Source organism: Microbacterium sp. TPU 3598 (assembly GCF_002356155.1).
GTDB lineage: Bacteria > Actinomycetota > Actinomycetes > Actinomycetales > Microbacteriaceae > Microbacterium > Microbacterium maritypicum_A.
Genome location: NZ_AP017975.1, coordinates 1,595,737 through 1,615,608, shown reverse-complemented (window position 1 = coordinate 1,615,608; position 19,872 = coordinate 1,595,737). Strand labels below are relative to the sequence as shown.

Here is a 19,872-nt window from a genome sequence, read left to right as displayed (position 1 = left end):
GGCCGCCGTCGTCGAGACGCGTCGATCAGACCGCCGCGAGCTCCTGCTGACGCGTGCGGATCGAACGGTTCACACCCGACACGATCGCCTTGAGGGACGCGGTCGAGATGTCGCCGTCGATGCCGACGCCCCACAGACGCTGATCGCCGACCTGCAGCTCGACGTAGGCTGCCGCCTGCGCGTCGCCACCGGCGCTGAGCGCATGCTCGACGTAGTCGTACACCGTGATGTCGAAGCCCTGCCCACGCAGCACCTCGACGAAAGCGGCGACAGGCCCGTTGCCGTTGCCGGTGACGGACACCTGCTGATCGTCGTCGCGCAGGACCACGTCGAGGGCGACGTCGCCGGACATGTCACTGCGGGTCTGCGTGGCGAGGAGCTCGAAGCGTCCCCACTTCGCCGCCGTGTCGACCGCCGGAAGGTACTCGTCGTTGAAGATCGACCAGATCTGCTCGCTCGTGACCTCTCCACCCTCGGCATCCGTCTTCGCCTGCACGACGCCCGAGAACTCGATCTGGAGCTTGCGGGGCAGATCGATCGCGTGGTCGGCCTTCAGCAGGTAGGCGACACCGCCCTTGCCGGACTGCGAATTCACGCGGATGACGGCCTCGTAGGAGCGACCGAGGTCCTTCGGGTCGACGGGCAGGTACGGTACGGCCCACTCGATGTCGTCGACCGTCACACCCTCGGCCTCGGCACGCACGGCCATGGCTTCGAAGCCCTTCTTGATCGCGTCCTGATGCGATCCGCTGAAAGCGGTGAAGACGAGGTCGCCCGCCCACGGGCTGCGCTCCGGCACCGGCAGCTGGTTGCAGTACTCGACCGTGCGCTTGACCTGGTCGATGTCGCTGAAGTCGATCTGCGGGTCGATACCCTGCGTGAAGAGGTTGATGCCCAGCGCGACGATATCGACGTTGCCCGTGCGCTCGCCGTTGCCGAACAGGCATCCCTCGATGCGATCGGCGCCGGCCATGTAGCCGAGCTCAGCCGCTGCGATCGCGGTACCGCGGTCGTTGTGCGGGTGCAGCGACAGGATCACGTTCTCGCGGTGCGCGAGGTGACGGCTCATCCACTCGATCGAATCGGCGTAGACATTGGGCGAGGCCATCTCGACCGTGGCGGGCAGGTTGATGATCACCTTGCGGTCGGGAGTGGGCTCGAAGACCTCGATCACCTGGTTGCAGATGTCGACGGCGAACTCGAGCTCCGTGCCGGTGTAGCTCTCGGGCGAGTACTCGTAGTAGACCTTCGTGTCGGGGATGGTCTTCTCGAACTGCCGGCACAGGCGCGCCCCCTCGAGCGCGATGTCGATGATGCCCTGTTTGTCGGTGCGGAAGACGACCTCGCGCTGCAGCACGCTCGTCGAGTTGTACAGGTGAACGATGGCCTGCTTGGCGCCGGCGATCGACTCATAGGTGCGCGCGATGAGGTGCTCACGCGCCTGCGTCAGCACCTGGATGGTGACGTCGTCCGGGATCAGGTCCTCTTCGATGAGCTGACGGACGAAGTCGAAGTCGGTCTGGCTCGCCGAGGGGAAGCCGACCTCGATCTCCTTGTACCCCATGCTGACGAGCAGCTCGAACATCACGCGCTTGCGCTCGGGCGACATCGGGTCGATCAGGGCCTGGTTGCCGTCACGGAGGTCGACCGCGCACCAACGGGGCGCCTTGGTGATGCGGGCGTCGGGCCAGGTGCGGTCAGGCAGGTGGACGTTGATCTGCTCGTGGAACGGCCGGTACTTGTGGATCGGCATAGCGGACGGGCGCTGAGTGTTCTGCATGATGGGGCTTCTTCTCTTCGTCAAGATGAACGGGCCAACACAAGCGCCGCGACGAGGAAGGCCCTAGCTTTAGGACTCGTCGCGGCAGCTAAGAAGAAGCAGACCGCCGAAAGGCATGAGGTCATGCTAGCAGGGATGCGATCGCGGTACCGACGTGTCTGAGACGATCCGGATCCCACCGACACTCGTCGGTATGAGCACATCGCAGCGTCGCCTGTCCATCGCCGCCGCCTCAGGCGTCGCCCTCCTGTTCCTGAGCGCATGCACGACGGGCCCCGGCACCTCGCCGGCTCCGACGAGCACGACGGCGTCATCCGAGCAGCGCATCGAGGACGCCCGGCCCGATCTCCCCGAAGGGCGCGTGATCGGGGTGGGTACGGTGCTGGACGTGGGTGGCGACGTGCAGCTGTGCATGGGAGCGATCATGGAGTCGTCTCCTCCGCAATGCGACGGCGTCCCCGTCGACGGCTGGTCCTGGGACGACGTGGAGGGTCGCGAGTCCAGCGGGGAGACGACGTGGGGTGCATACGCCGTGTATGCCACCTACGACGGCGAGCGACTCACGAACACCGATCCGCCGATCATGCTCGCACTCTTCGACCCGATCGCCCCGGAGGATCCGACGGACGGTGTCGACGGCACGACGCCGCCCGGAGAACTCAGCCGCATCCAGGACGACATCTCGGCCCGCCTCGGGGATGAGGCGGTCACGCTCCGCACCGATCGCGGTTACGTGTGGCTCGATGTCGTCTGGGATGACGGGACGATCCAGGATGCCGCGGACGCGGAGTACGGAGACGGTGTCGTGATCGTGACGTCCGCGCTCCGGGAGATCGACTGAGCGCCCGCCGTCGTGTGCGATCATTTCCACATGCATAGACCTCCGGTCGCGATGCGATGAGAATCGAGTTGCTCATCGGCGGGTTCGCCATCCTCATCGGCATCCTCGCGTCGATCCTGTCCCGGCAGACCACCGAGCTCATCGTCGCGGGGAACTACGTGATCGGATCACATCGCGGATCCGTGGCGAATGCCACGCAACGACCATGGATGACACGACTGATCGGCATCGTTTTCGTGATCGTCGGAGCAGCCCTCGTGGTGTACGGCGTCGATGACGCGCCTGGTCCCCGCCCCGCTCCTGCTGAGCAGTGGGAGCTCATCCTGCCGCTCGTGTCCTCGGGTGTTCTGGGAGCCTTCGGGCTCGGCGTCCTCGCCTCACGACGCCGCCTCACCGCCCTTGCCGCCGAACGGTTGAAGGTGAATGGTGCTGAGATCTATGAGGGCGATCAAGCGGAGAGGAGTGCCCGCATGATCGTGTTGACGTTCGCTATCTGGATCTTCGTCGTCTCCGCATTGATTTCTGCGGCCGGGATCATCTTCTACCTGCGGGCCTGAGCCGGAGGACGCTGAAGCAGCGGACACACATCGGACAGACAACGCCCCTGCACTAGGGGATCAGAGCGATCTTGCCGCCGGGATGGCCGGTGGCGAGAAGCCGATGCGCCGCCGGTGCGTCGGCCAGGGGGAAGGTGCGGGCCAGAGGGACCACGAGATCGCCGTTCTGCGCCAGCGCGACCAACTCTCCCCGCACCTCGTCGCGGAAGCGGGCGCTCTGAGGCATCGACCCGGCGATGAAGCGGATGCCGTCACCCTCCGCGCGACCCGCGGCGGCTATCGTGACGATCCGTCGACGGTCGGTGACGAGTTCGAGGGACGCGTCCACGGCTTCCCGCGTTCCCGCCGTGTCCAAGGCCGCAGCGATCGGAACATCCGCAAGGTCGCGGACTCGGCCGGAGAGCCCGGGGCCGTACTCCACAGGGACGCCCCCGAACCTTCGGACTTCGCCGAAGCGGGCTGGGCTCGCCGTTCCGATGACGCGGATGCCGCGGAGCCGCGCCTGCTGCAGCACGCTCACGCCGACGGCGCCGGACGCGCCGTGGAGAAGGATCGTCTCCCCTGGTGCCGCAGCGGTGACGGCGAGCATCTCTGCGGCCGTGGTGCCGACGAGCAGCAGATTCGCGGCCTCGGGGTGCGTGAGCGTCGACGGCTTGGCGAACACCTTCTCGGCGGGCACGGTGATCTCGGTCGCGTAGCCCCCGCGCACGCGGAAGGCGATGACCTCGTCGCCGATGTCGACGGCCCCCGAGCCTGTCCTGGTGTCCGCGCCGATGGCCGAGATCTCCCCCGAGACCTCATACCCGATCGGGACGGGCAGCTCGATGCCCGTGCGGGGAGCCGCGACATGCTTCGCGTCTGCGGGGTTCACCCCCGCGGCGCGGACACGGATCGTGACCTCGCCGGGTTCGGGAGTGCGCAGCTCATGCTCGACGAACGCCCAGGTCTCGGGCGGGCCCCACACCGGCGCGGTCCACTGCCACGCGCGGAACGGATCAGTCGAGGCCACGGTGCGCGATGCTTCTCAGAGGACGCAACGCAGGTTCGTGACGGTGCCCGATACGTTGGACCAGTTGCCCGCGTAGATGGTGGCGAGCACCGATGATCCGTTTCGCGCCTGCATGTAGCCGGAGGTCCGTGCATTCGCGGCTGACCTGGTCACGAAGCTCGCTGGCACGGCGTTGACGGTGCACGAACTGAAGCTCAGAATGCTCCCGCCGAGTGACGCGAGATTGAATGCGCAGGTCTTGCCGGTCGCGCAGCCGCCGACTGTGCGCGCGGAGATGCTGGACGCGCCGCGGATCTGCAGCTCCATGCCGAGGTCGGGCCACACCGCTCGCGTCGCATCGATGACGATGCCGCCCGGCACCTCTTCGAGCATCGCGGTGACGGCAGGATCGACCTCACGATCGCCCGGGTCTGCGGCCATCGCCGGAGTCGCTCCGAAGGCGACGAGCAGCCCGAGGACGATCGCCGCGAGAGCAGTCGAGCGCTTCATCGGAACACATCCTCCTCCACGTCCCACATCTGATACGAGATGATCGAGCCCGCAGCGAAGAGCTCGTCGGCGATCAGCACGGTGCGCTCCACTCCGACGATCCTTCCCGTGTCGCGGGACACCAGCACCACGTCGCTCACCGCCCCATCGGGCGACTGCACACGGATGCCGTCGACGGGTCGCCCCAGCCGATCCGTCGTCGTTCCGAGCGCCTGACCGCCGCCGGCCTCCTCGAGGAGGAGCAGCAGCTCGCGGTGCTGCGCATTCGTCAACGTCCATTGGCCGAGGACGGAGGTGAATGCGGTCTCCACGTCGAATGCCGTCGGGTCGTCCGGCATGCCGAACGCACGGAGCATCGCCACCATGTCGTCGTGCGTCTCGCCGGGCACAGCGGTCCAGGGAGTGGTGAAGTCCCCCGGTGCCATCACCAGATCGTTGACCACTCTTCCGCTGCTGGTGACCTCTGCAGCATTGCTCGCCGCCGCGTCCGAGGGGTCGTACGGAACACCGTCGATGGTGGTCGCACGTCCGGAACCGTCCGGTTCCCACGTGAGCGTCGAAAGCTGGGGAACGACGGTCGTGGTCTTCGAATCGACCTCGACGTTGAACCCCCAGGAGGCGGTCCTGACCGATCGCACCGGCTCACCGGGACCGGGGCTCTCGGCGAGGCTCGCTTCGGCCCCGTCGACGACCTGAGCGACAGTGACCGAGCCGTCGAACTCGAGCGGTGACGGCATCCCGGCCACCGCCGCCCCCTGCGGGGAGAGCACGGCGAAGGCCAGAGCCGTCGAGGCTGCGACCGCGGTCAGGCCGGAGGCCCAGCCGAGTGCACGCCGACGGCGACGCCTCGGTGCGGTGCTCGTGCGGAGGATGCGGTCGCGAGTCGCGAGGGCCCGCGCGTCGGGCGCAGCGTCTCGCGGAGTCGGTGCGGGATCGGCATCGCTCAGCATCCGTTCGAGCACGGCGTTGTCAGTCATCACCCGTCGTCCGCCCCTCCAGGCCCAGCTCCGCACACAGGCGATCCTGCGCGCGTCCCAGCGTCTTCCGCACTCGCAACTCGGAAGCGCGCAACAACTCCGCGATCTCCCCCACCGTGAGTCCGTCCCAGTACGTGAGCATGATGATACGCCTCTGACCTGGAGTGAGGACAGCCAAAGCCCGCAGGACCGCGACGCGACTGTGCTGATCCGGTCCGCCGTCTTCGCCGGAGAGCCCCAGATGCACAGCGTCGAGCGCACCGTAGGGCGTGGACGCCCGGCCGGAACGAGCCCGCAGCCGCCGATCCGTCGCCCGCAACAGCCAGACACGGCTCGGCGGTCGTGCAGGTCTGAGCTTGGTCCAGGCGAGCAGGAACACCTCGGAGACGATCTCGGTGACCTCGTCCTCCGCGCCGACGACGCCCTCGATGTGATGCCGCACTGCTGCCCAGTGCTCATCGAACACTCGGGTGAAGACCTCGTTGCGCAGCGGATTCGGGTCTTCGCTGCGACCACTCATGTCGCCGGGGTCGGCGGCCTGCCCGCCGCCATCGACGTGATACCGGATGTCATCTCAGAATCCGAGCCTGCCGAGCTGCTTCGGATCGCGCTGCCATTCCTTCGCGACCTTCACATGCAGCCCCAGGAAGACGCGCGTGCCGAGCAGCTCCTCGATGCCGACGCGCGCTCGCGCCCCCACCTCGCTGAGTCGCTTGCCCTTATGCCCGATGATGATCGCCTTCTGACTGTCGCGCTCGACCACGATCGAGGCGTGCACGTCGGTGAGGTCCGTGCCCTCACGGGGCGCGATGTCGTCGATGACGACGGCGATCGAGTGCGGGAGCTCGTCACGCACCCCCTCCAGGGCGGCCTCTCGGATCATCTCGGCGATCCGATCCTCCTGCGACTCGTCCGTCGTGATGCCCTCCGGATAGAGTGCCGGCCCCTTGGGCATCAGCGTCAGGATCTCGTCCGAGAGCACGTCGAGCTGCTCGCGCGTCAGGGCGGACAGCGGGATGACAGCGGCCCAGTCCTCACGCAGCGAATCGACCTCCAGGAGCCGCTCGGTGACCTCATCACGAGCGGCAGCGTCCATCTTCGTCACGATCGCGATCTTCTTCGCACGCGGGTAGCCATCGAGCGAGGCGGCGATCCGTCGATCCCCCGGACCGACCTTCTCGTTCGCGGGCACGCAGAAGCCGATGACGTCGACGTCGCCCAGCACCTGCTCGACGAGATCGTTCAGCCGCTCGCCGAGCAGCGTGCGCGGCTTGTGGATTCCAGGGGTGTCCACGATGACGAGCTGACCCTCGGGACGGTTCACGATGCCGCGGATCGCCCGACGCGTGGTCTGCGGCTTCTCGCTGGTGATGGCGATCTTCTCGCCGACGAGGGCGTTCGTCAGCGTCGACTTCCCGACGTTGGGGCGGCCGACGAATGTCACGAACCCGCTTCGAGTGTCGTCAGTCATCGTCTCGATCTCCTTCATCCTGCGAAGCGTCGGGTTCCCCCGCCGCACGTTCCACGAACACCGTCGCGATACCTCTGCCACGGCCGCGCGATGCGCCACCCGTGAGAACCAAACCTTCCACGGTGGCCGTTGCACCGGGCTGCGGAACCTGTCCCAGCGCTTTGCCGAGCAGCCCACCGATCGAGTCGACATCCTCGTCCTCGAGCTCGAGACCGAAGAGATCGCCGACGTCCTCGAGCGAGAGACGGGAGCTCACGCGGTATCGTCCGTGACCGAGATCGACGAACTCCGCCGACACCTGATCGTACTCGTCGGAGATCTCGCCGACGAGTTCCTCGATCAAGTCCTCCAGCGTCACCAAGCCCGAGATCCCGCCGTGCTCGTCGATCACCAGACACACATGCACGGCGTCGCGCTTCATCTGCTGGAGAAGGGTCTCGGCGCGCATCGACTCGGGGACGAAGGTCGCCGGGCGCGCGATCGGCCGGATCGAGGCCGCGCGCCACGCGCTGTCGTCACGATAGGCGAACTGCACGAGGTCCTTGAGATAGAGCACGCCGACGACGTCGTCCGCATCGTCATCGACGACGGGCATGCGCGACACACCCCGGTTCAGGAACAGCGACATGGCCTCATCCGTCGTCGCCGTGGCATCGACGGTCACCATCTCGGTGCGGGGCACCATCACGGCGCGGACGAACTGATCGGTGAAGTCGAACACCGAGTGGATGAGATCGCGGTCGTCCTCCTCGATGAGGTCGTTCGACGCCGCCTCGTCGACCATGCTGAGCAGCTGGTCCTCACTGGTGAAGGAGCTGCGGCCGGTACCCGGCGTGACGCGGTTGCCGAGCACGACGAGTCCCTGGGCGAGGGGGCCCAGGAAGATACGGAGTCCACGCACGACCGAGGCCGTGCCGCGGATCATGCCCTCAGCGTGCTGGCGCCCGAACGAGCGCGGGCTCGCCCCCACGAGAACGAAGGTGATCGCGGTCATCAACAGGGCGGCGGCGAGCATCGCCCACCAGTTGTTCTCGATCAGGATGGTGAACGCCACCGTCACGAGCACGGCGGCTGTGACCTCTGCCAGCACGCGGATGAACGCCACGGCGTTCACGTGCGCATCGAGGTCCGCGGCGATGCGACCCAGCGCCTTGGCCCTGCGCCCTTCCGTCGCCATGTCGGCCAGACCCGCCCGTGACGTGACACCGTATGCCGCATCGATCGCGGACATGAGACCGCCGAAGGCCACCAGCAGCACGGCGGCGATCAGCAGGAGAGCCGCGGTCATCGCCGGCGTTCAGCTGCGGCGAAGCCCTGGATCAGTTCCTTCTGCAGCCCGAACATCTCACGCTCCTCGTCAGGTTCGGCATGATCGAATCCGAGAAGGTGAAGCAACCCGTGCGTGGTCAGCAGGATCAGCTCGTCCATCAGAGTGTGTCCTGCGGCCTGCGCCTGCGCTTCCGCGACCTGCGGGCAGAGGACGATGTCGCCGAGCAGACCGGGAGCGGTCGGGCGATCCTCGGTACCGGGGCGCAGCTCGTCCATCGGGAAGCTCAGCACGTCCGTGGGACCGGGCTCATCCATCCACTGCACGTGAAGAGCCTCCATGGCGCCCTCGTCGACGAGAACGATCGCCACCTCGGCGTCCGGGCTCACGTGGAGCTGTGCGAGGTTGAAGTCGGTCAGTCGCTGCAGCACGGTCTCATCGACGTCGATGGCCGACTCGTTGTTGATCTCGATCATGAGAGTCCTCGTTTCGGGGCGCGATCACGCGGTCCTGGTCGTTGCGCTCCTCGGCGCTCGGCACGATTGGCGAACTCGGCCGCCTGTTCGCGCTCGAACCGCTGCGCGGTGCGCTTCTCGTCGTACTCGCTGTACGCGTCGACGATGCGGCCGACGAGCGAGTGGCGCACCACGTCATCGCTGGTGAGGCGGGAGAAATGGATGTCGTCGATTCCGTCGAGCACACGGGTGACCAGACGGAGACCGGATGCACCCTGCGGAAGATCGACCTGCGTGATGTCGCCGGTGACGACCATCCGCGTGCCGAAGCCGAGGCGCGTGAGGAACATCTTCATCTGCTCGGGAGTCGTGTTCTGCGCCTCATCGAGCACCACGAAGGAGTCGTTGAGGGTGCGGCCGCGCATGTAGGCGAGCGGGGCGACTTCGATCGTGCCCGTCGCCATCAGTCGCGGCACGATCTCGGGGTCCATCATCTCGTTCAGCGCGTCGTACAGCGGGCGCAGGTACGGATCGATCTTGTCCGTGAGGGTGCCGGGGAGGAACCCGAGCCGCTCCCCCGCCTCGACGGCGGGACGGGTGAGGATGATGCGGGTCACTTCCTTGCGCTGCAGGGCCTGCACCGCCTTCGCCATCGCGAGATAGGTCTTGCCCGTGCCGGCGGGACCGATGCCGAACACGATCGTGTTCTCCTCGATCGCGTCGACGTACTCCTTCTGACCGAGGGTCTTCGGACGGATCACCTTGCCGCGGGTGGTCAGGATCGCCTCGCCCAGCACCTCGCTCGGACGCGGTCCGCCCTCCTGACGCAGCATGCGCGCGGAGCTCGACACATCGCTCGGGGCCAGGTCGTGCCCCGCCCTCGTCATGGCGAGGAGCTCGTCGACCAGCGCTTTCGCCTTCGCGACCGCATCGGTGCTGCCGCCGAGAGTGATCTCGTTGCCGCGCACGAGCACCTGGACACCGGGGTGCTCCTTCTCGAGCATCCGCAGAAGCCGGTCCTGGGGCCCGAGCAGCTGCACCATCGCGACGCCGTCGGCGTAGATCTTCTCGACGGCCTCGGGAGGCTGACCTCCCCGGCTGCGCTCCTGGGGTTCGTGGTTCTCAGGCACCGACGCTCTTCTCGGTCAATCCGCCGCCCAGCACATGCGCGTGGACGTGGAACACGGTCTGCCCGGCGTTCGCGCCGGTGTTGAAGACGAGGCGGAAGTCGCCGTCTTCGGTGTGCTCCGCGGCGAGCTCCCCCGCGAAGGCGATCATGTCGGCCAGCAGAGTGGCATCCCCGGCAGCGAGCTCGGTCACGTCGCGGTACTCCTCGGTCTTCGGCACCACGAGCAGATGCACGGGTGCCTGCGGCGCGATGTCGCGCAGAGCGAAGAGGCGGTCGGTCTCGCCGATGATCTCGGCAGGGATCTCCCCGTTCAGAATGCGCGTGAAGATCGAGGGTTCCGTCATGCCGTCAAGTCTACTGACCACAGCGCGCTCGCAGCCCGGTGCGCGTGGGCAGGCGGGCGAGTCGCGTTCACCATCGGCCGAGTGCGACCGACAGCACGGCGATCGCGGCAGGCCCTGCCGTCGAGGTGCGCAGCACGGTGTCGCCCAGGAGCACGCGCTCGGCCCCCGCCTCCGTCAGGCGGTGGAGCTCCTCTTCGGAGATCCCGCCTTCCGGCCCAACGACGAGCACCAGGTCTCGGCCGTCCGTCACGATCTCGGACAACCGCTCGGGGGCCGTCGGGTCGAGGAGCAGAACACGCTGCGAGCTGACGCGCTCGGCGAGCTGCTTCGTCGAGACCGGCGCGGCCACCTCCGGGACCCACGCGCGGTGCGCCTGCTTCGCGGCCTCGCGCACGATGCTCGCCCAGCGCTCCCTCCCCTTCACCGCCTTCGGACCTTCCCAGCGCGACACGCTGCGACTCGCCTGCCAGGGCACGATCTCGTCGACGCCGAGCTCGCACGCGGCCTGTACGGCGAGCTCATCGCGATCGCCCTTCGCGAGCGCCTGCACCAGGACGATCCGCGGACGGGGCGCGGGACGCTCGACGCGCTCTGCGATGCGCACGTCGACGCGAGCGGGCGACACCTCCTCGGCGACACCGGCCAACCACACTCCGGCACCGTCGCCGACCGTGACGGCCTCGCCGACGCGAAGCCGTCGTACGACGGCCGCGTGCTTGGCTTCGGCTCCGGTCAACGACACGATGTCGCCGACTCCGGCATCGGTCGACGAGTCGACGAGGAAATGCAGGGCCATGGTCAGTGGCTGCGGAAGCGGTCGCGGAGCTTCGAGAACAGTCCCTGTTGGAACTGCGCGAGCTGGGGCTCCGGCGACTTCGTCTTCTTGGCGAAGTCCTCGATCAGGGCCCGCTGCGCGGAGTCCAACCTGGTCGGGGTCAGCACCTGCACGCCGACCCGCAGATCGCCGCGCTGCGTCCCTCGGAGCGGCGTGATGCCGCGACCCTTGATCGTGAGCACGTCGCCGGACTGCACACCGGCACGGATCTCGAGGTCCACCTCACCGTCCAGTCCCTGGATCTTCGTCTCCGTGCCGAGGATCGCATCCGTCATCGACACCTCGAGCGTGGCGAGCAGGTCGTCGCCCTCACGGCTGAACGCCGCGTGCGGGTTGACCGTCACCTCGACGTACAGGTCTCCGTTCGGTCCGCCCGCCTTGCCGACCTCGCCGGAACCGGGAAGCTGCAGACGGAGCCCCGTCTCGACGCCGGCCGGGATGTCGAGCGACACGGTACGGCGCGAACGCACGCGGCCCTGGCCACCGCACGTGCCGCAGGGGTAAGGGATCGTCGTGCCGTAGCCCTCGCACGTGCCGCAGGGCTGAGAGGTCACGACGTTGCCGAGCAGGCTGCGCACCTGACGCTGCACGTGACCGGAGCCACCGCAGATGTCGCAGGTGACCGGAGAGGTGCCCTCCTGGCAGCAGGATCCCTGACACGTCTCGCACAGCACCGCGGTGTCGACGTCGATGTCGCGGTGCGCACCGAACACCACATCGCCGAGGTCGAGGGTCACGCGGACGAGGGCGTCCTGGCCACGCTCGCGACGCGAACGCGGACGCGCGCCACGTCCGCCGCCCTGCGAGGCCCCGAAGAACGTCTCGAAGATGTCGCCGAAACCGCCGAAGCCGCCGAAGTTCCCTGCCGCACCGTCTCCGCCGCCCATGTCATAGCGCCGGCGGGAGTCGTCGTCGCTGAGCACGTCGTACGCATGCGTGACGAGCTTGAACTTCTCCGCCGCGTCCTCTCCCGGGTTCACATCCGGGTGCAGCTGCCGGGCGAGGCGCCGGTACGCCTTCTTGATCTCATCGGTGGAAGCGTCTCGGGACACCCCGAGAACCTCATAGTGGTCCGCCACAATCGCCTTTCTTGCGTGTGTCTCGGTGGCGACCGCGTCAGCGGCCGGCCTCGTCTTCATCGAGCATCCGCGACAGGTAGCGGGCCACGGCCCGCGCTGCGGCGAGGTTGCTCGGGTAGTCCATGCGCGTCGGTCCCATCACTCCGACGCGCGCCGTGCCGCTCGGGGCGGCGTAGTTGCTGGCGACGATCGACGCCTCGCCCAGGCCGAACGGGGCGTTCTCCGTGCCGATGCTCGCGGCGAGTCCGTGCTCGTCGGTCACCATCTCGCTCATCAGACGCAGGAGCGTCACCTGTTCCTCGATGGCTTCGAGGAGGGGGTGGATGCTGCCGCGGAAGTCCTGCTCCCGGCGCGCGAGGGTCGCCGCTCCCGCCATCACCAGTCGCTCCTGGCGGAAGCCGCCGAGTTCGTCGACGATCACCGCAGCAAGCGTGCGCAGCACGGCATCCTGGGGCTTCTCCTCGGCGACCAGCAACGCCTGCAGCCGATCGGATGCCTCCCCGATGCCCTGACCGGTGATCGACGCGGACAGCCGTGCGCGCAGCACAGCCATGTCAGCGTCGTCGATCGGCTCCGGGAGGACGGCCATACGCTGCGAGACCCCGCCGGCATCGGTCACGAGCACGATCAGAAGCCGGTTCGGCGCGAGCGCGACCAGCTCGACGTGCGTGACATGCGCGCGGGCGAACGAGGGGTACTGGGCGAGCGCGACCTGGCCGGTCAGCTGTGTCAGCACCCGCACCGTTCGCGCCATCAGGTCGTCGAGGTCGGCCGGCTCGCCGAGGAAGGACTCGATCGCCGAGCGCTGAGCCGACGAGAGCGGTCGCAGCTGGGCGAGGTGGTTCACGAAGACGCGATAGCCCTTGTCGGTGGGCACACGGCCGGACGAGGTGTGCGGAGCCGTGATGAGCTCTTCGTCCTCGAGCAGCGCCATGTCGTTGCGGATCGTCGCCGCCGAGACGCCGAACGAGTGCCGGTCGACGATGGAGCGGCTGCCGACGGGTTCGTGGGTCTCGACGTAGTCCTGCACGATCGCTCGGAGAACCTGGAGTCCTCGCTCTGTGACCATCGCCCTTCCCTTCCGCTGGCACTCGGACGTTCAGAGTGCCAATCCTACCCCGTGCAGCTCGGGATTCTCCGTACCGCGGGCGCACGACCCTAGGATGACGCTCATGACCACCTCGCCCCAGGCCACCCTGTCGAACGGCCTCGTCCGCGGCACCGAGGAGGCCGGGGTGGTCCGCTACCTCGGCATTCCCTATGCCCAGGCTCCGTTCGGGGAGAACCGCTTCCGCGCACCGCAACCCGTCCCGGCCTGGGAGGGCGTGCGAGAGGCGACGCAGTTCGGGCCGACACCACCCCAGGTCCCCTACGCCGGAGCGATCGGCGAGCTGCTGGGATCTGTGCGCATCGACGGCGACGACATCCTCACCGCGAACGTGTGGGCTCCCGCTGATGCCTCTGGCGCGCCCGTCCTGCTCTGGATCCACGGCGGCGCGCTCGAGCGAGGGACCGCCGCGCTACCGCTGTACGACGGCACCGTGTTCGCCGCGGCAGGCCTCGTCTTCGTCTCGATCAACTACCGACTCGGTTCGGAGGGCTTCTCGGTGCTGGACGGCGCCCCGCGGAATCTCGGCCTGCGCGATGCCGCCGCCGCTTTGGAGTGGGTGCACCGAGAGGTCCAGGCGTTCGGCGGCGACCCGGCGCAGATCACCGCCATGGGCGAGTCGGCCGGTGGCGCGATCGTGGCCGGTCTCCTCGCGCGGGACACCTCCCGTGAATTGATCGGCCGCGCGATCATCGAGTCCGGCCCACTTCGCGCCCAGACCGCGCGGAAGGCAGGAAGAGTGACCGCGCAGATCGCGAAGCGACTCGGTGTGCGGGCCGACCGTGAGGCCTTCGCCGCGCTGACACCCGACCAGCTGCTGGACGCACGCACGGCGCAATCGGCGGGATCGTCACCCCTCGGCGGGGCACCGGGGTTCCAGTTCGCGATCGACGCCGAGAGCCTTCCCCGCTCGCCGCATGAGGTGCTCGGGGAGATCGACACCCCGCTCGTCATCGGCAGCAACACCGACGAGTATCGGCTCTGGTTCCCGCCGGAGGCGCTGGCCGCCATCGGCGGGATGAAGCTGCAGGCCGCACGGCTGCTGTCACGCATCCCCCGGCGCGCGGTGACCGCGTACCGATCCGCATTCCCCGACGCGAGCACCGGGGAGATCTTCGGGCAGCTCGTCACGGACATGATGCTGCGTGCGCCCCTCAGCCGCGTGGCGGCGGCCCGCCCGGACACGACCTACGTCTACGAGTTCGCCTGGCCGAGTCCGGTGCGAGACCTGCGGGCGGCCCACGCACTCGAGCTCGAGTTCGTGTTCGACCGGCTCGATGATGCCGAGGCCGAGCGACTGGCGGGTCCCGATGCTCCGCGCCGGCTCGCCGCCGAGATGAACGCCGCCTGGGTCGGGTTCGCGACCGCCGGAGACCCCGGGTGGCCCGCCTATGGGCCGGACCGCCGGACGCGTGTCTTCGATGCGGACAGCGCGACGGTGACGCAGCGGCGGACAGCGGGCATGGATCTGCTTCCCGAATGATTCCGAGAAGGAATCAGTCGGTCAGCTGGCGGACCACGGCATCCGCGAGAAGACGGCCCCGCAGTGTCAGCTGGATGCGCCCCTGCAGCGCTGCAACGGGGTCGACGAGCCCGTCGGCCATGAGCCCGGCGACCCTGCTCCGGTTCGCACTCGGCACGTCGTCGACGGCGATGCCCTCACGGATACGACTGAGCAGCAGGATGCGCTCGAGCGTGCGCGACTCCTCGTCCGGGCGCTCGGTGCCGGCTGCCGGAGACTCGGATGCCGAGAGACGCTGCGCGTACGCGGCCGGGTGCTTCACGTTCCACCACCGCAGGCCGGCGACGTGGCTGTGCGCACCAGGACCGAAGCCCCACCAGTCGCTCCCCCGCCAGTACGCGAGGTTGTGCCGCGACCGGCGATCAGGCGTGCGCGCCCAGTTGCTCACCTCGTACCAGTCGAAGCCACCGTCGGCCAGGCGCGCATCGGCGAGCTCGTACATGTCGGCCTGCAGGTCGTCGTCCGGCGTCGGCACCTCGCCGCGACGGATCTGGCGGGCCAGCTTCGTACCGTCCTCGATGATGAGCGCGTACGCGGAGATGTGATCGGGTTCGAGCGCGAGGGCAGCATCGAGAGAGGCCTCCCAGTCGGAGAGCGACTCCCCCGGTGCGCCGTAGATCAGATCGACGCTCACGGCGAGACCTGCATCCTTCGCGGCGGCGACAGCGGTGCGCACGTTCTCGGGGCGATGGGTGCGATCGAGCGCGGCGAGCACGTGGGGAACGGCGGACTGCATCCCCACCGACATCCTCGTCACCCCGGCATCCGCGAGAATGCGGGCCACCTCAGGTGTCACGGTGTCGGGGTTCGCCTCCACCGTGACCTCCGCACCCTCGGCCAGGCCGAACGCGTCGGTCGCCGCGTCGAGCATGCGTGCGAGGTCACCCGCGGGAAGAAGGGTGGGCGTACCTCCACCGAAGAAGACCGTGTCCATCGGCCGCCGTGCCCCGGCGTCGTCCAGCACGCGACGGGCGAGGGCGATCTCGGAGATCAACGTGGACGCGTAGTCCTCCTGCTTCGCCCCGCGCAGCTCGGTGGATGTGTACGTGTTGAAGTCGCAGTACCCGCAGCGCACCGTGCAGAACGGAATGTGCAGGTATGCCGAGAACGGAACGGCCGTGTCGATCGCGAGGTCGGACGGCAGGCGCCCGTCCGCTGGCGCGGGATCTCCGAGGGGAAGCGGTCCCGCCATCAGAGCGGGGTCGCGTAGAGCGGAGAGATCGCCCGGAGGTAGCGTGCGAAGAGCTCACGACGACGACGCTTCACGAGCGCGGGAATCGTGCGGTAGAGAAGACCGTTGGGCGCATCGAAGGCCCGGACGGTGAACCACACCTCGTCGTTGTCTTCACGCCAGTCCACGTCGAACGACTCCTCGCCGCTGACGACCGATCCGCCGACCGTGCCCAGGACGAACCCGACACGTCGGGTCTCCTCGGTGACGGAGATCACGCGCAGCTCGGAATCGGCGCGCATGCCGGCGACGCGTCCGCGAAGGTGCAGGGTCATCCCCGCCCCGACGAACGGCATCCCCTCGGCGTCGTACCGCGGCTCGACGTCTCGCTTGCTCGGAGCGATCGGGTTGCCTTCCGCGTCGAAGCTCACTCCGGCGTAGGCAGGTCCCGGCGCGGGTCGCACGTCCTCGACCGAGAGGCCGGCCGCACGCTGCGCCGTCCACGACAGAAGCGCTTCGCCAGCCGTCTGGAACCGTTCGACCCCACTGCCGATGCGCCAGGATTCCTCCGCCGGGATGCTGCGCTCCGGTGGGTACTGCATCAGGTCGGGCGCATGGGTCGCACCCACGGCCGCATAGTCCACCGTGTCGTCTCGGAAAGTCCCGCGCCGCATGACTTCCACCCTACTTCGCGTTACCTGAGCGAACACCCCCCACGCGCCGCGGGACGTCACATCCCCGGGCGCGATCAGACGTCGCTACTTCTTGTCCTTGCCTTCGACGTCGCCCGAGAGCGCGGCGATGAACGCCTCCTGAGGGACCTCGACGCGGCCGACCATCTTCATGCGCTTCTTGCCCTCCTTCTGCTTCTCGAGAAGCTTGCGCTTGCGGGTGATGTCACCGCCGTAGCACTTGGCGAGCACATCCTTGCGGATCGCACGGATGGTCTCGCGGGCGATGATGCGCGCACCGATCGCCGCCTGGATCGGCACCTCGAACTGCTGGCGAGGGATGAGCTTGCGCAGGCGCTCTGCCATCATCGTGCCGTAGGCGTAGGCCTTGTCGCGGTGCACGATCGAGCTGAAGGCGTCGACCTTCTCGCCCTGGAGAAGGATGTCGACCTTGACGAGGTCGGCCTCCTGCTGACCGGACGGTTCGTAGTCGAGCGACGCGTAGCCCTGGGTCTTCGACTTCAGCTGGTCGAAGAAGTCGAACACGATCTCGCCGAGGGGCATGTTGTAGCGCAGCTCGACGCGCTCCTCCGAGAAGTACTCCATGCCGAGCAGCGTTCCGCGGCGCGACTGGCACAGCTCCATCACGGTGCCGACGTAGTCCTTCGGCAGCAGGATCGCGGCCTTGACCATCGGCTCCGACACCGAGCCGATGCGCCCGTCCGGGTACTCGCTGGGGTTGGTGACGGTGACCGTCTCGCCGGTGTCGCTCGTGAGCACCTCGTAGATCACGCTGGGCGCTGTCGTGATGAGGTCGAGGTTGAACTCGCGGGCCAGACGCTCGGTGATGATCTCGAGGTGCAGCAGCCCGAGGAACCCGCAACGGAAGCCGAAGCCGAGCGCGACCGAGGTCTCCGGCTCGTAGACGAGCGAGGCGTCGGAGAGCTTCAGCTTGTCGAGCGCCTCGCGCAGCTCCGCATAGTCGCTGCCGTCGATCGGGTACAGGCCCGAGAAGACCATCGGCTTCGGGTCGGTGTAACCGGGAAGGGCCTCGGAGGCCGGCTTCCGGGACGTGGTGATCGTGTCACCGACCTTCGACTGACGCACGTCCTTCACACCGGTGATGAGATAGCCCACCTCGCCGACGCCGAGTCCCTTGGTCGGGGTCGGCTCGGGGCTCGACACGCCCACCTCGAGGGCCTCGTGGTTCGCGCCGGTCGACATCATCTGGATGCGCTCGCGCGGCGAGAGGCTGCCGTCCACCATGCGTACGTACGTGACCACTCCGCGGTAGGCGTCGTACACGGAGTCGAAGATCATCGCGCGGGCCGGAGCATCCGCGTCTCCGGTCGGGGCGGGGATCTCCTGCACCAGTCGGTCGAGCAGATCCTCGACGCCGACGCCGGTCTTGCCGGAGACGCGAAGGACATCCTCGGGTTTGCCGCCGATGAGCGAGGCCAACTCCTTCGCGTACTTCTCCGGGTCGGCGGCCGGCAGATCGATCTTGTTCAGCACCGGGATGATGTGGAGGTCGTTCTCGAGCGCGAGGTAGAGGTTCGCGAGCGTCTGCGCCTCGATGCCCTGTGCCGCGTCGACGAGCAGGATCGCTCCCTCGCAGGCCGCGAGCGAACGCGAGACCTCGTACGTGAAGTCGACGTGGCCGGGGGTGTCGATCATGTTCAGCGCGACGGTCTGGCCATCGAGTTCCCATGGCATCCTGACCGCCTGGCTCTTGATGGTGATGCCGCGCTCACGCTCGATGTCCATGCGGTCGAGGTACTGCGCACGCATGTCGCGATCGGAGACGACTCCGGTGATCTGGAGCATGCGATCGGCGAGCGTCGACTTGCCGTGGTCGATGTGGGCGATGATGCAGAAATTACGGATCTGCGCAGCCGGCGTCGCAGCAGGCTGAAGAGGGGTGAGAGCGCGTGGGGACATGTCCACTCGATTGTACGGTCAGGGGAGGCTAATCCCCGATTCGGCCATACCGGTGATAGTCTCCCGAAGTTGCCAGGGAAAATCCGTGACACCGGATCCCGCAAGCGATAAGACTCCGTCACATACCCCGTGATGGTCGTCGCATCGCAGAGTTCGGTGGATGGCGATTGTGTATCCAACTGACTCAGCGTTGCGTCGGCAGATCCCGAGCGCGTCTGTAGAAGAGAAAGACTGACCCCTTTTGATCAAGTACCTCCTGCGCCGAGCACTCGGCTGGCTGCTGATGATCGTGGTCGCCACGAATCTCACGTTCTTCCTGGCGTGGGGCTTCCTCGATCCGCGCAGCAACTACGTGGGACGGCGTCCCCCGCTCTCCCCCGAGCAGATCGACAACGTCCTCACCCCGCGCAACCTCAGCGACACCGTTCCCCTGATCGAGCGGTGGTGGAACTGGTTCAGCAGCATCCTGTTCCGTTGGGACTGGGGCGTGAGTCCCACGGGTCAGTCCGTCAACGAGCAGGTCTCGTATCGCATGTGGGTCAGCGCGGAGCTCGTCCTCGGCGCGACGATCATCGCCGCAGTGCTGGGCATCTGGCTCGGTGTCTACACCGCCTCCCGCCAGTACAAGCTCGCCGACCGCATCGGTCAGGCGACCTCGATCATCACGATGAACGTGAACATCATCGTCGCGGGTCTCGCCGTGGTTCTTCTCGCGATCGCCCTCAACGAGTGGACCGGGGTCCGCATCTTCTACGTCACCGGCTCCTCGAGCCCGGGCGTCACCGGCTTCTTCCCGGTGCTGGTGGACACCCTGCAGCACCTCACGCTGCCGACCATCGCCCTCGTGATCGTGGGCTACGCCCAGTACCACTTCCTGCAGCGTTCGCTCCTGCTCGACAACATCAACGCCGACTATGTGCGCACCGCACGCGCGAAGGGTCTCACGAAGGCGCAGGCCGTGCGCAAGCACGCCCTGCGGACGTCGCTCATCCCGGTCGCGACGCAGGTCGCCTTCACCATCCCGACGATCTTCACCGGCGCGATCCTGACGGAGCGGATCTTCGCCTGGCAGGGCATGGGACGGTACTTCCTCGACACCATCAACAACAACGACATCAACGGCGTCGTCGCCGTCGCCGCCTTCGGCGCCGTGCTGACGGCGATCGGCGCGGTGCTCGCCGACATCGTCGTCGTCGTTCTCGACCCGCGAGTGAGGGTGAGCTGAT

General features: G+C 67.7%; 20 protein-coding genes. 4 read left to right on the top strand and 16 right to left on the bottom strand.

The annotated features are described in order from the left end of the window. Positions 1–25: 25 nt before the first annotated feature. Positions 26–1,780, bottom strand: a complete 1,755-nt coding sequence (gene leuA / locus MST3598_RS07625) for a 2-isopropylmalate synthase (RefSeq protein WP_029260222.1) — start codon at positions 1,778–1,780, stop codon at positions 26–28. A gap of 193 nt (positions 1,781–1,973) precedes the next feature. On the opposite strand from leuA, the gene MST3598_RS07620 reads away from it, so the two are divergent. After that, entirely contained in the window at positions 1,974–2,621 is a 648-nt protein-coding gene (locus MST3598_RS07620; protein WP_029260221.1) for a hypothetical protein, read from the top strand. A gap of 56 nt (positions 2,622–2,677) precedes the next feature. Beyond that, the gene (locus tag MST3598_RS07615; RefSeq protein WP_029260220.1) at positions 2,678–3,178 is read left to right on the top strand and encodes a hypothetical protein; all 501 of its coding nucleotides are present in this window, start codon (positions 2,678–2,680) and stop codon (positions 3,176–3,178) included. Between the two features lie 52 nt (positions 3,179–3,230). Here the strand turns inward: MST3598_RS07615 and MST3598_RS07610 are convergent, their stop codons facing one another. From MST3598_RS07610 to hrcA, 12 genes are all read right to left on the bottom strand, one after another. Then, a complete protein-coding gene (locus MST3598_RS07610; RefSeq protein ID WP_029260219.1) occupies positions 3,231–4,187 on the bottom strand; it encodes an NADP-dependent oxidoreductase in 957 nt (318 codons plus the stop codon). A 15-nt stretch (positions 4,188–4,202) separates the two neighbouring features. Then, positions 4,203–4,676: a hypothetical protein gene (locus MST3598_RS07605; RefSeq protein ID WP_029260218.1), complete on the bottom strand. Its 474-nt coding sequence runs from the start codon at positions 4,674–4,676 to the stop codon at positions 4,203–4,205. Next, positions 4,673–5,653, bottom strand: a complete 981-nt coding sequence (locus tag MST3598_RS07600; RefSeq protein WP_029260217.1) for a hypothetical protein — start codon at positions 5,651–5,653, stop codon at positions 4,673–4,675. Before MST3598_RS07600 ends, MST3598_RS07605 begins: the two co-directional genes overlap by 4 nt. Continuing rightward, positions 5,646–6,173 carry an RNA polymerase sigma factor gene (locus MST3598_RS07595; protein WP_029260216.1) on the bottom strand — a complete coding sequence of 176 codons (528 nt, stop codon included), beginning with the start codon at positions 6,171–6,173 and terminating at the stop codon, positions 5,646–5,648. Before MST3598_RS07595 ends, MST3598_RS07600 begins: the two co-directional genes overlap by 8 nt. 54 nt (positions 6,174–6,227) lie before the next feature. Next, complete coding sequence (era, locus tag MST3598_RS07590; protein WP_029260215.1) at positions 6,228–7,124, bottom strand: GTPase Era; 897 nt, start codon at positions 7,122–7,124, stop codon at positions 6,228–6,230. Then, the gene (locus tag MST3598_RS07585; protein WP_021198571.1) at positions 7,117–8,412 is read right to left on the bottom strand and encodes a hemolysin family protein; all 1,296 of its coding nucleotides are present in this window, start codon (positions 8,410–8,412) and stop codon (positions 7,117–7,119) included. Before MST3598_RS07585 ends, era begins: the two co-directional genes overlap by 8 nt. Continuing rightward, a complete protein-coding gene (gene ybeY, locus MST3598_RS07580; protein ID WP_021198570.1) occupies positions 8,409–8,867 on the bottom strand; it encodes an rRNA maturation RNase YbeY in 459 nt (152 codons plus the stop codon). The genes MST3598_RS07585 and ybeY overlap by 4 nt, the downstream gene beginning before the upstream one ends. Then, positions 8,864–9,889 (bottom strand): PhoH family protein, encoded by a 1,026-nt coding sequence (locus tag MST3598_RS07575; RefSeq protein ID WP_208323627.1) that lies wholly within the window; start codon positions 9,887–9,889, stop codon positions 8,864–8,866. Before MST3598_RS07575 ends, ybeY begins: the two co-directional genes overlap by 4 nt. A gap of 79 nt (positions 9,890–9,968) precedes the next feature. Beyond that, positions 9,969–10,319: a histidine triad nucleotide-binding protein gene (locus MST3598_RS07570; protein WP_029260214.1), complete on the bottom strand. Its 351-nt coding sequence runs from the start codon at positions 10,317–10,319 to the stop codon at positions 9,969–9,971. Positions 10,320–10,386: 67 nt separating this feature from the next. Next, a complete protein-coding gene (locus tag MST3598_RS07565; RefSeq protein WP_029260213.1) occupies positions 10,387–11,115 on the bottom strand; it encodes a 16S rRNA (uracil(1498)-N(3))-methyltransferase in 729 nt (242 codons plus the stop codon). A 2-nt stretch (positions 11,116–11,117) separates the two neighbouring features. Beyond that, the gene (gene dnaJ / locus MST3598_RS07560) at positions 11,118–12,233 is read right to left on the bottom strand and encodes a molecular chaperone DnaJ (RefSeq protein ID WP_029260212.1); all 1,116 of its coding nucleotides are present in this window, start codon (positions 12,231–12,233) and stop codon (positions 11,118–11,120) included. A gap of 37 nt (positions 12,234–12,270) precedes the next feature. Continuing rightward, the gene (hrcA, locus tag MST3598_RS07555; protein ID WP_029260211.1) at positions 12,271–13,302 is read right to left on the bottom strand and encodes a heat-inducible transcriptional repressor HrcA; all 1,032 of its coding nucleotides are present in this window, start codon (positions 13,300–13,302) and stop codon (positions 12,271–12,273) included. Between the two features lie 103 nt (positions 13,303–13,405). Here hrcA and MST3598_RS07550 point away from each other — a divergent pair, with 103 nt between their 5' ends. Continuing rightward, complete coding sequence (locus MST3598_RS07550) at positions 13,406–14,824, top strand: carboxylesterase/lipase family protein (protein ID WP_036271827.1); 1,419 nt, start codon at positions 13,406–13,408, stop codon at positions 14,822–14,824. 13 nt (positions 14,825–14,837) lie between these two features. Here the strand turns inward: MST3598_RS07550 and hemW are convergent, their stop codons facing one another. The 3 genes from hemW to lepA form a co-directional block, all read right to left on the bottom strand. Further along, positions 14,838–16,055 carry a radical SAM family heme chaperone HemW gene (hemW, locus tag MST3598_RS07545; protein WP_021198563.1) on the bottom strand — a complete coding sequence of 406 codons (1,218 nt, stop codon included), beginning with the start codon at positions 16,053–16,055 and terminating at the stop codon, positions 14,838–14,840. Then, complete coding sequence (locus MST3598_RS07540) at positions 16,055–16,708, bottom strand: DUF1990 family protein (RefSeq protein WP_017830360.1); 654 nt, start codon at positions 16,706–16,708, stop codon at positions 16,055–16,057. Before MST3598_RS07540 ends, hemW begins: the two co-directional genes overlap by 1 nt. 84 nt (positions 16,709–16,792) lie before the next feature. Next, complete coding sequence (gene lepA / locus MST3598_RS07535) at positions 16,793–18,646, bottom strand: translation elongation factor 4 (RefSeq protein WP_021198562.1); 1,854 nt, start codon at positions 18,644–18,646, stop codon at positions 16,793–16,795. A 241-nt stretch (positions 18,647–18,887) separates the two neighbouring features. On the opposite strand from lepA, the gene MST3598_RS07530 reads away from it, so the two are divergent. Further along, positions 18,888–19,871, top strand: a complete 984-nt coding sequence (locus MST3598_RS07530; protein ID WP_029260209.1) for an ABC transporter permease — start codon at positions 18,888–18,890, stop codon at positions 19,869–19,871. Position 19,872 lies beyond the last annotated feature (1 nt).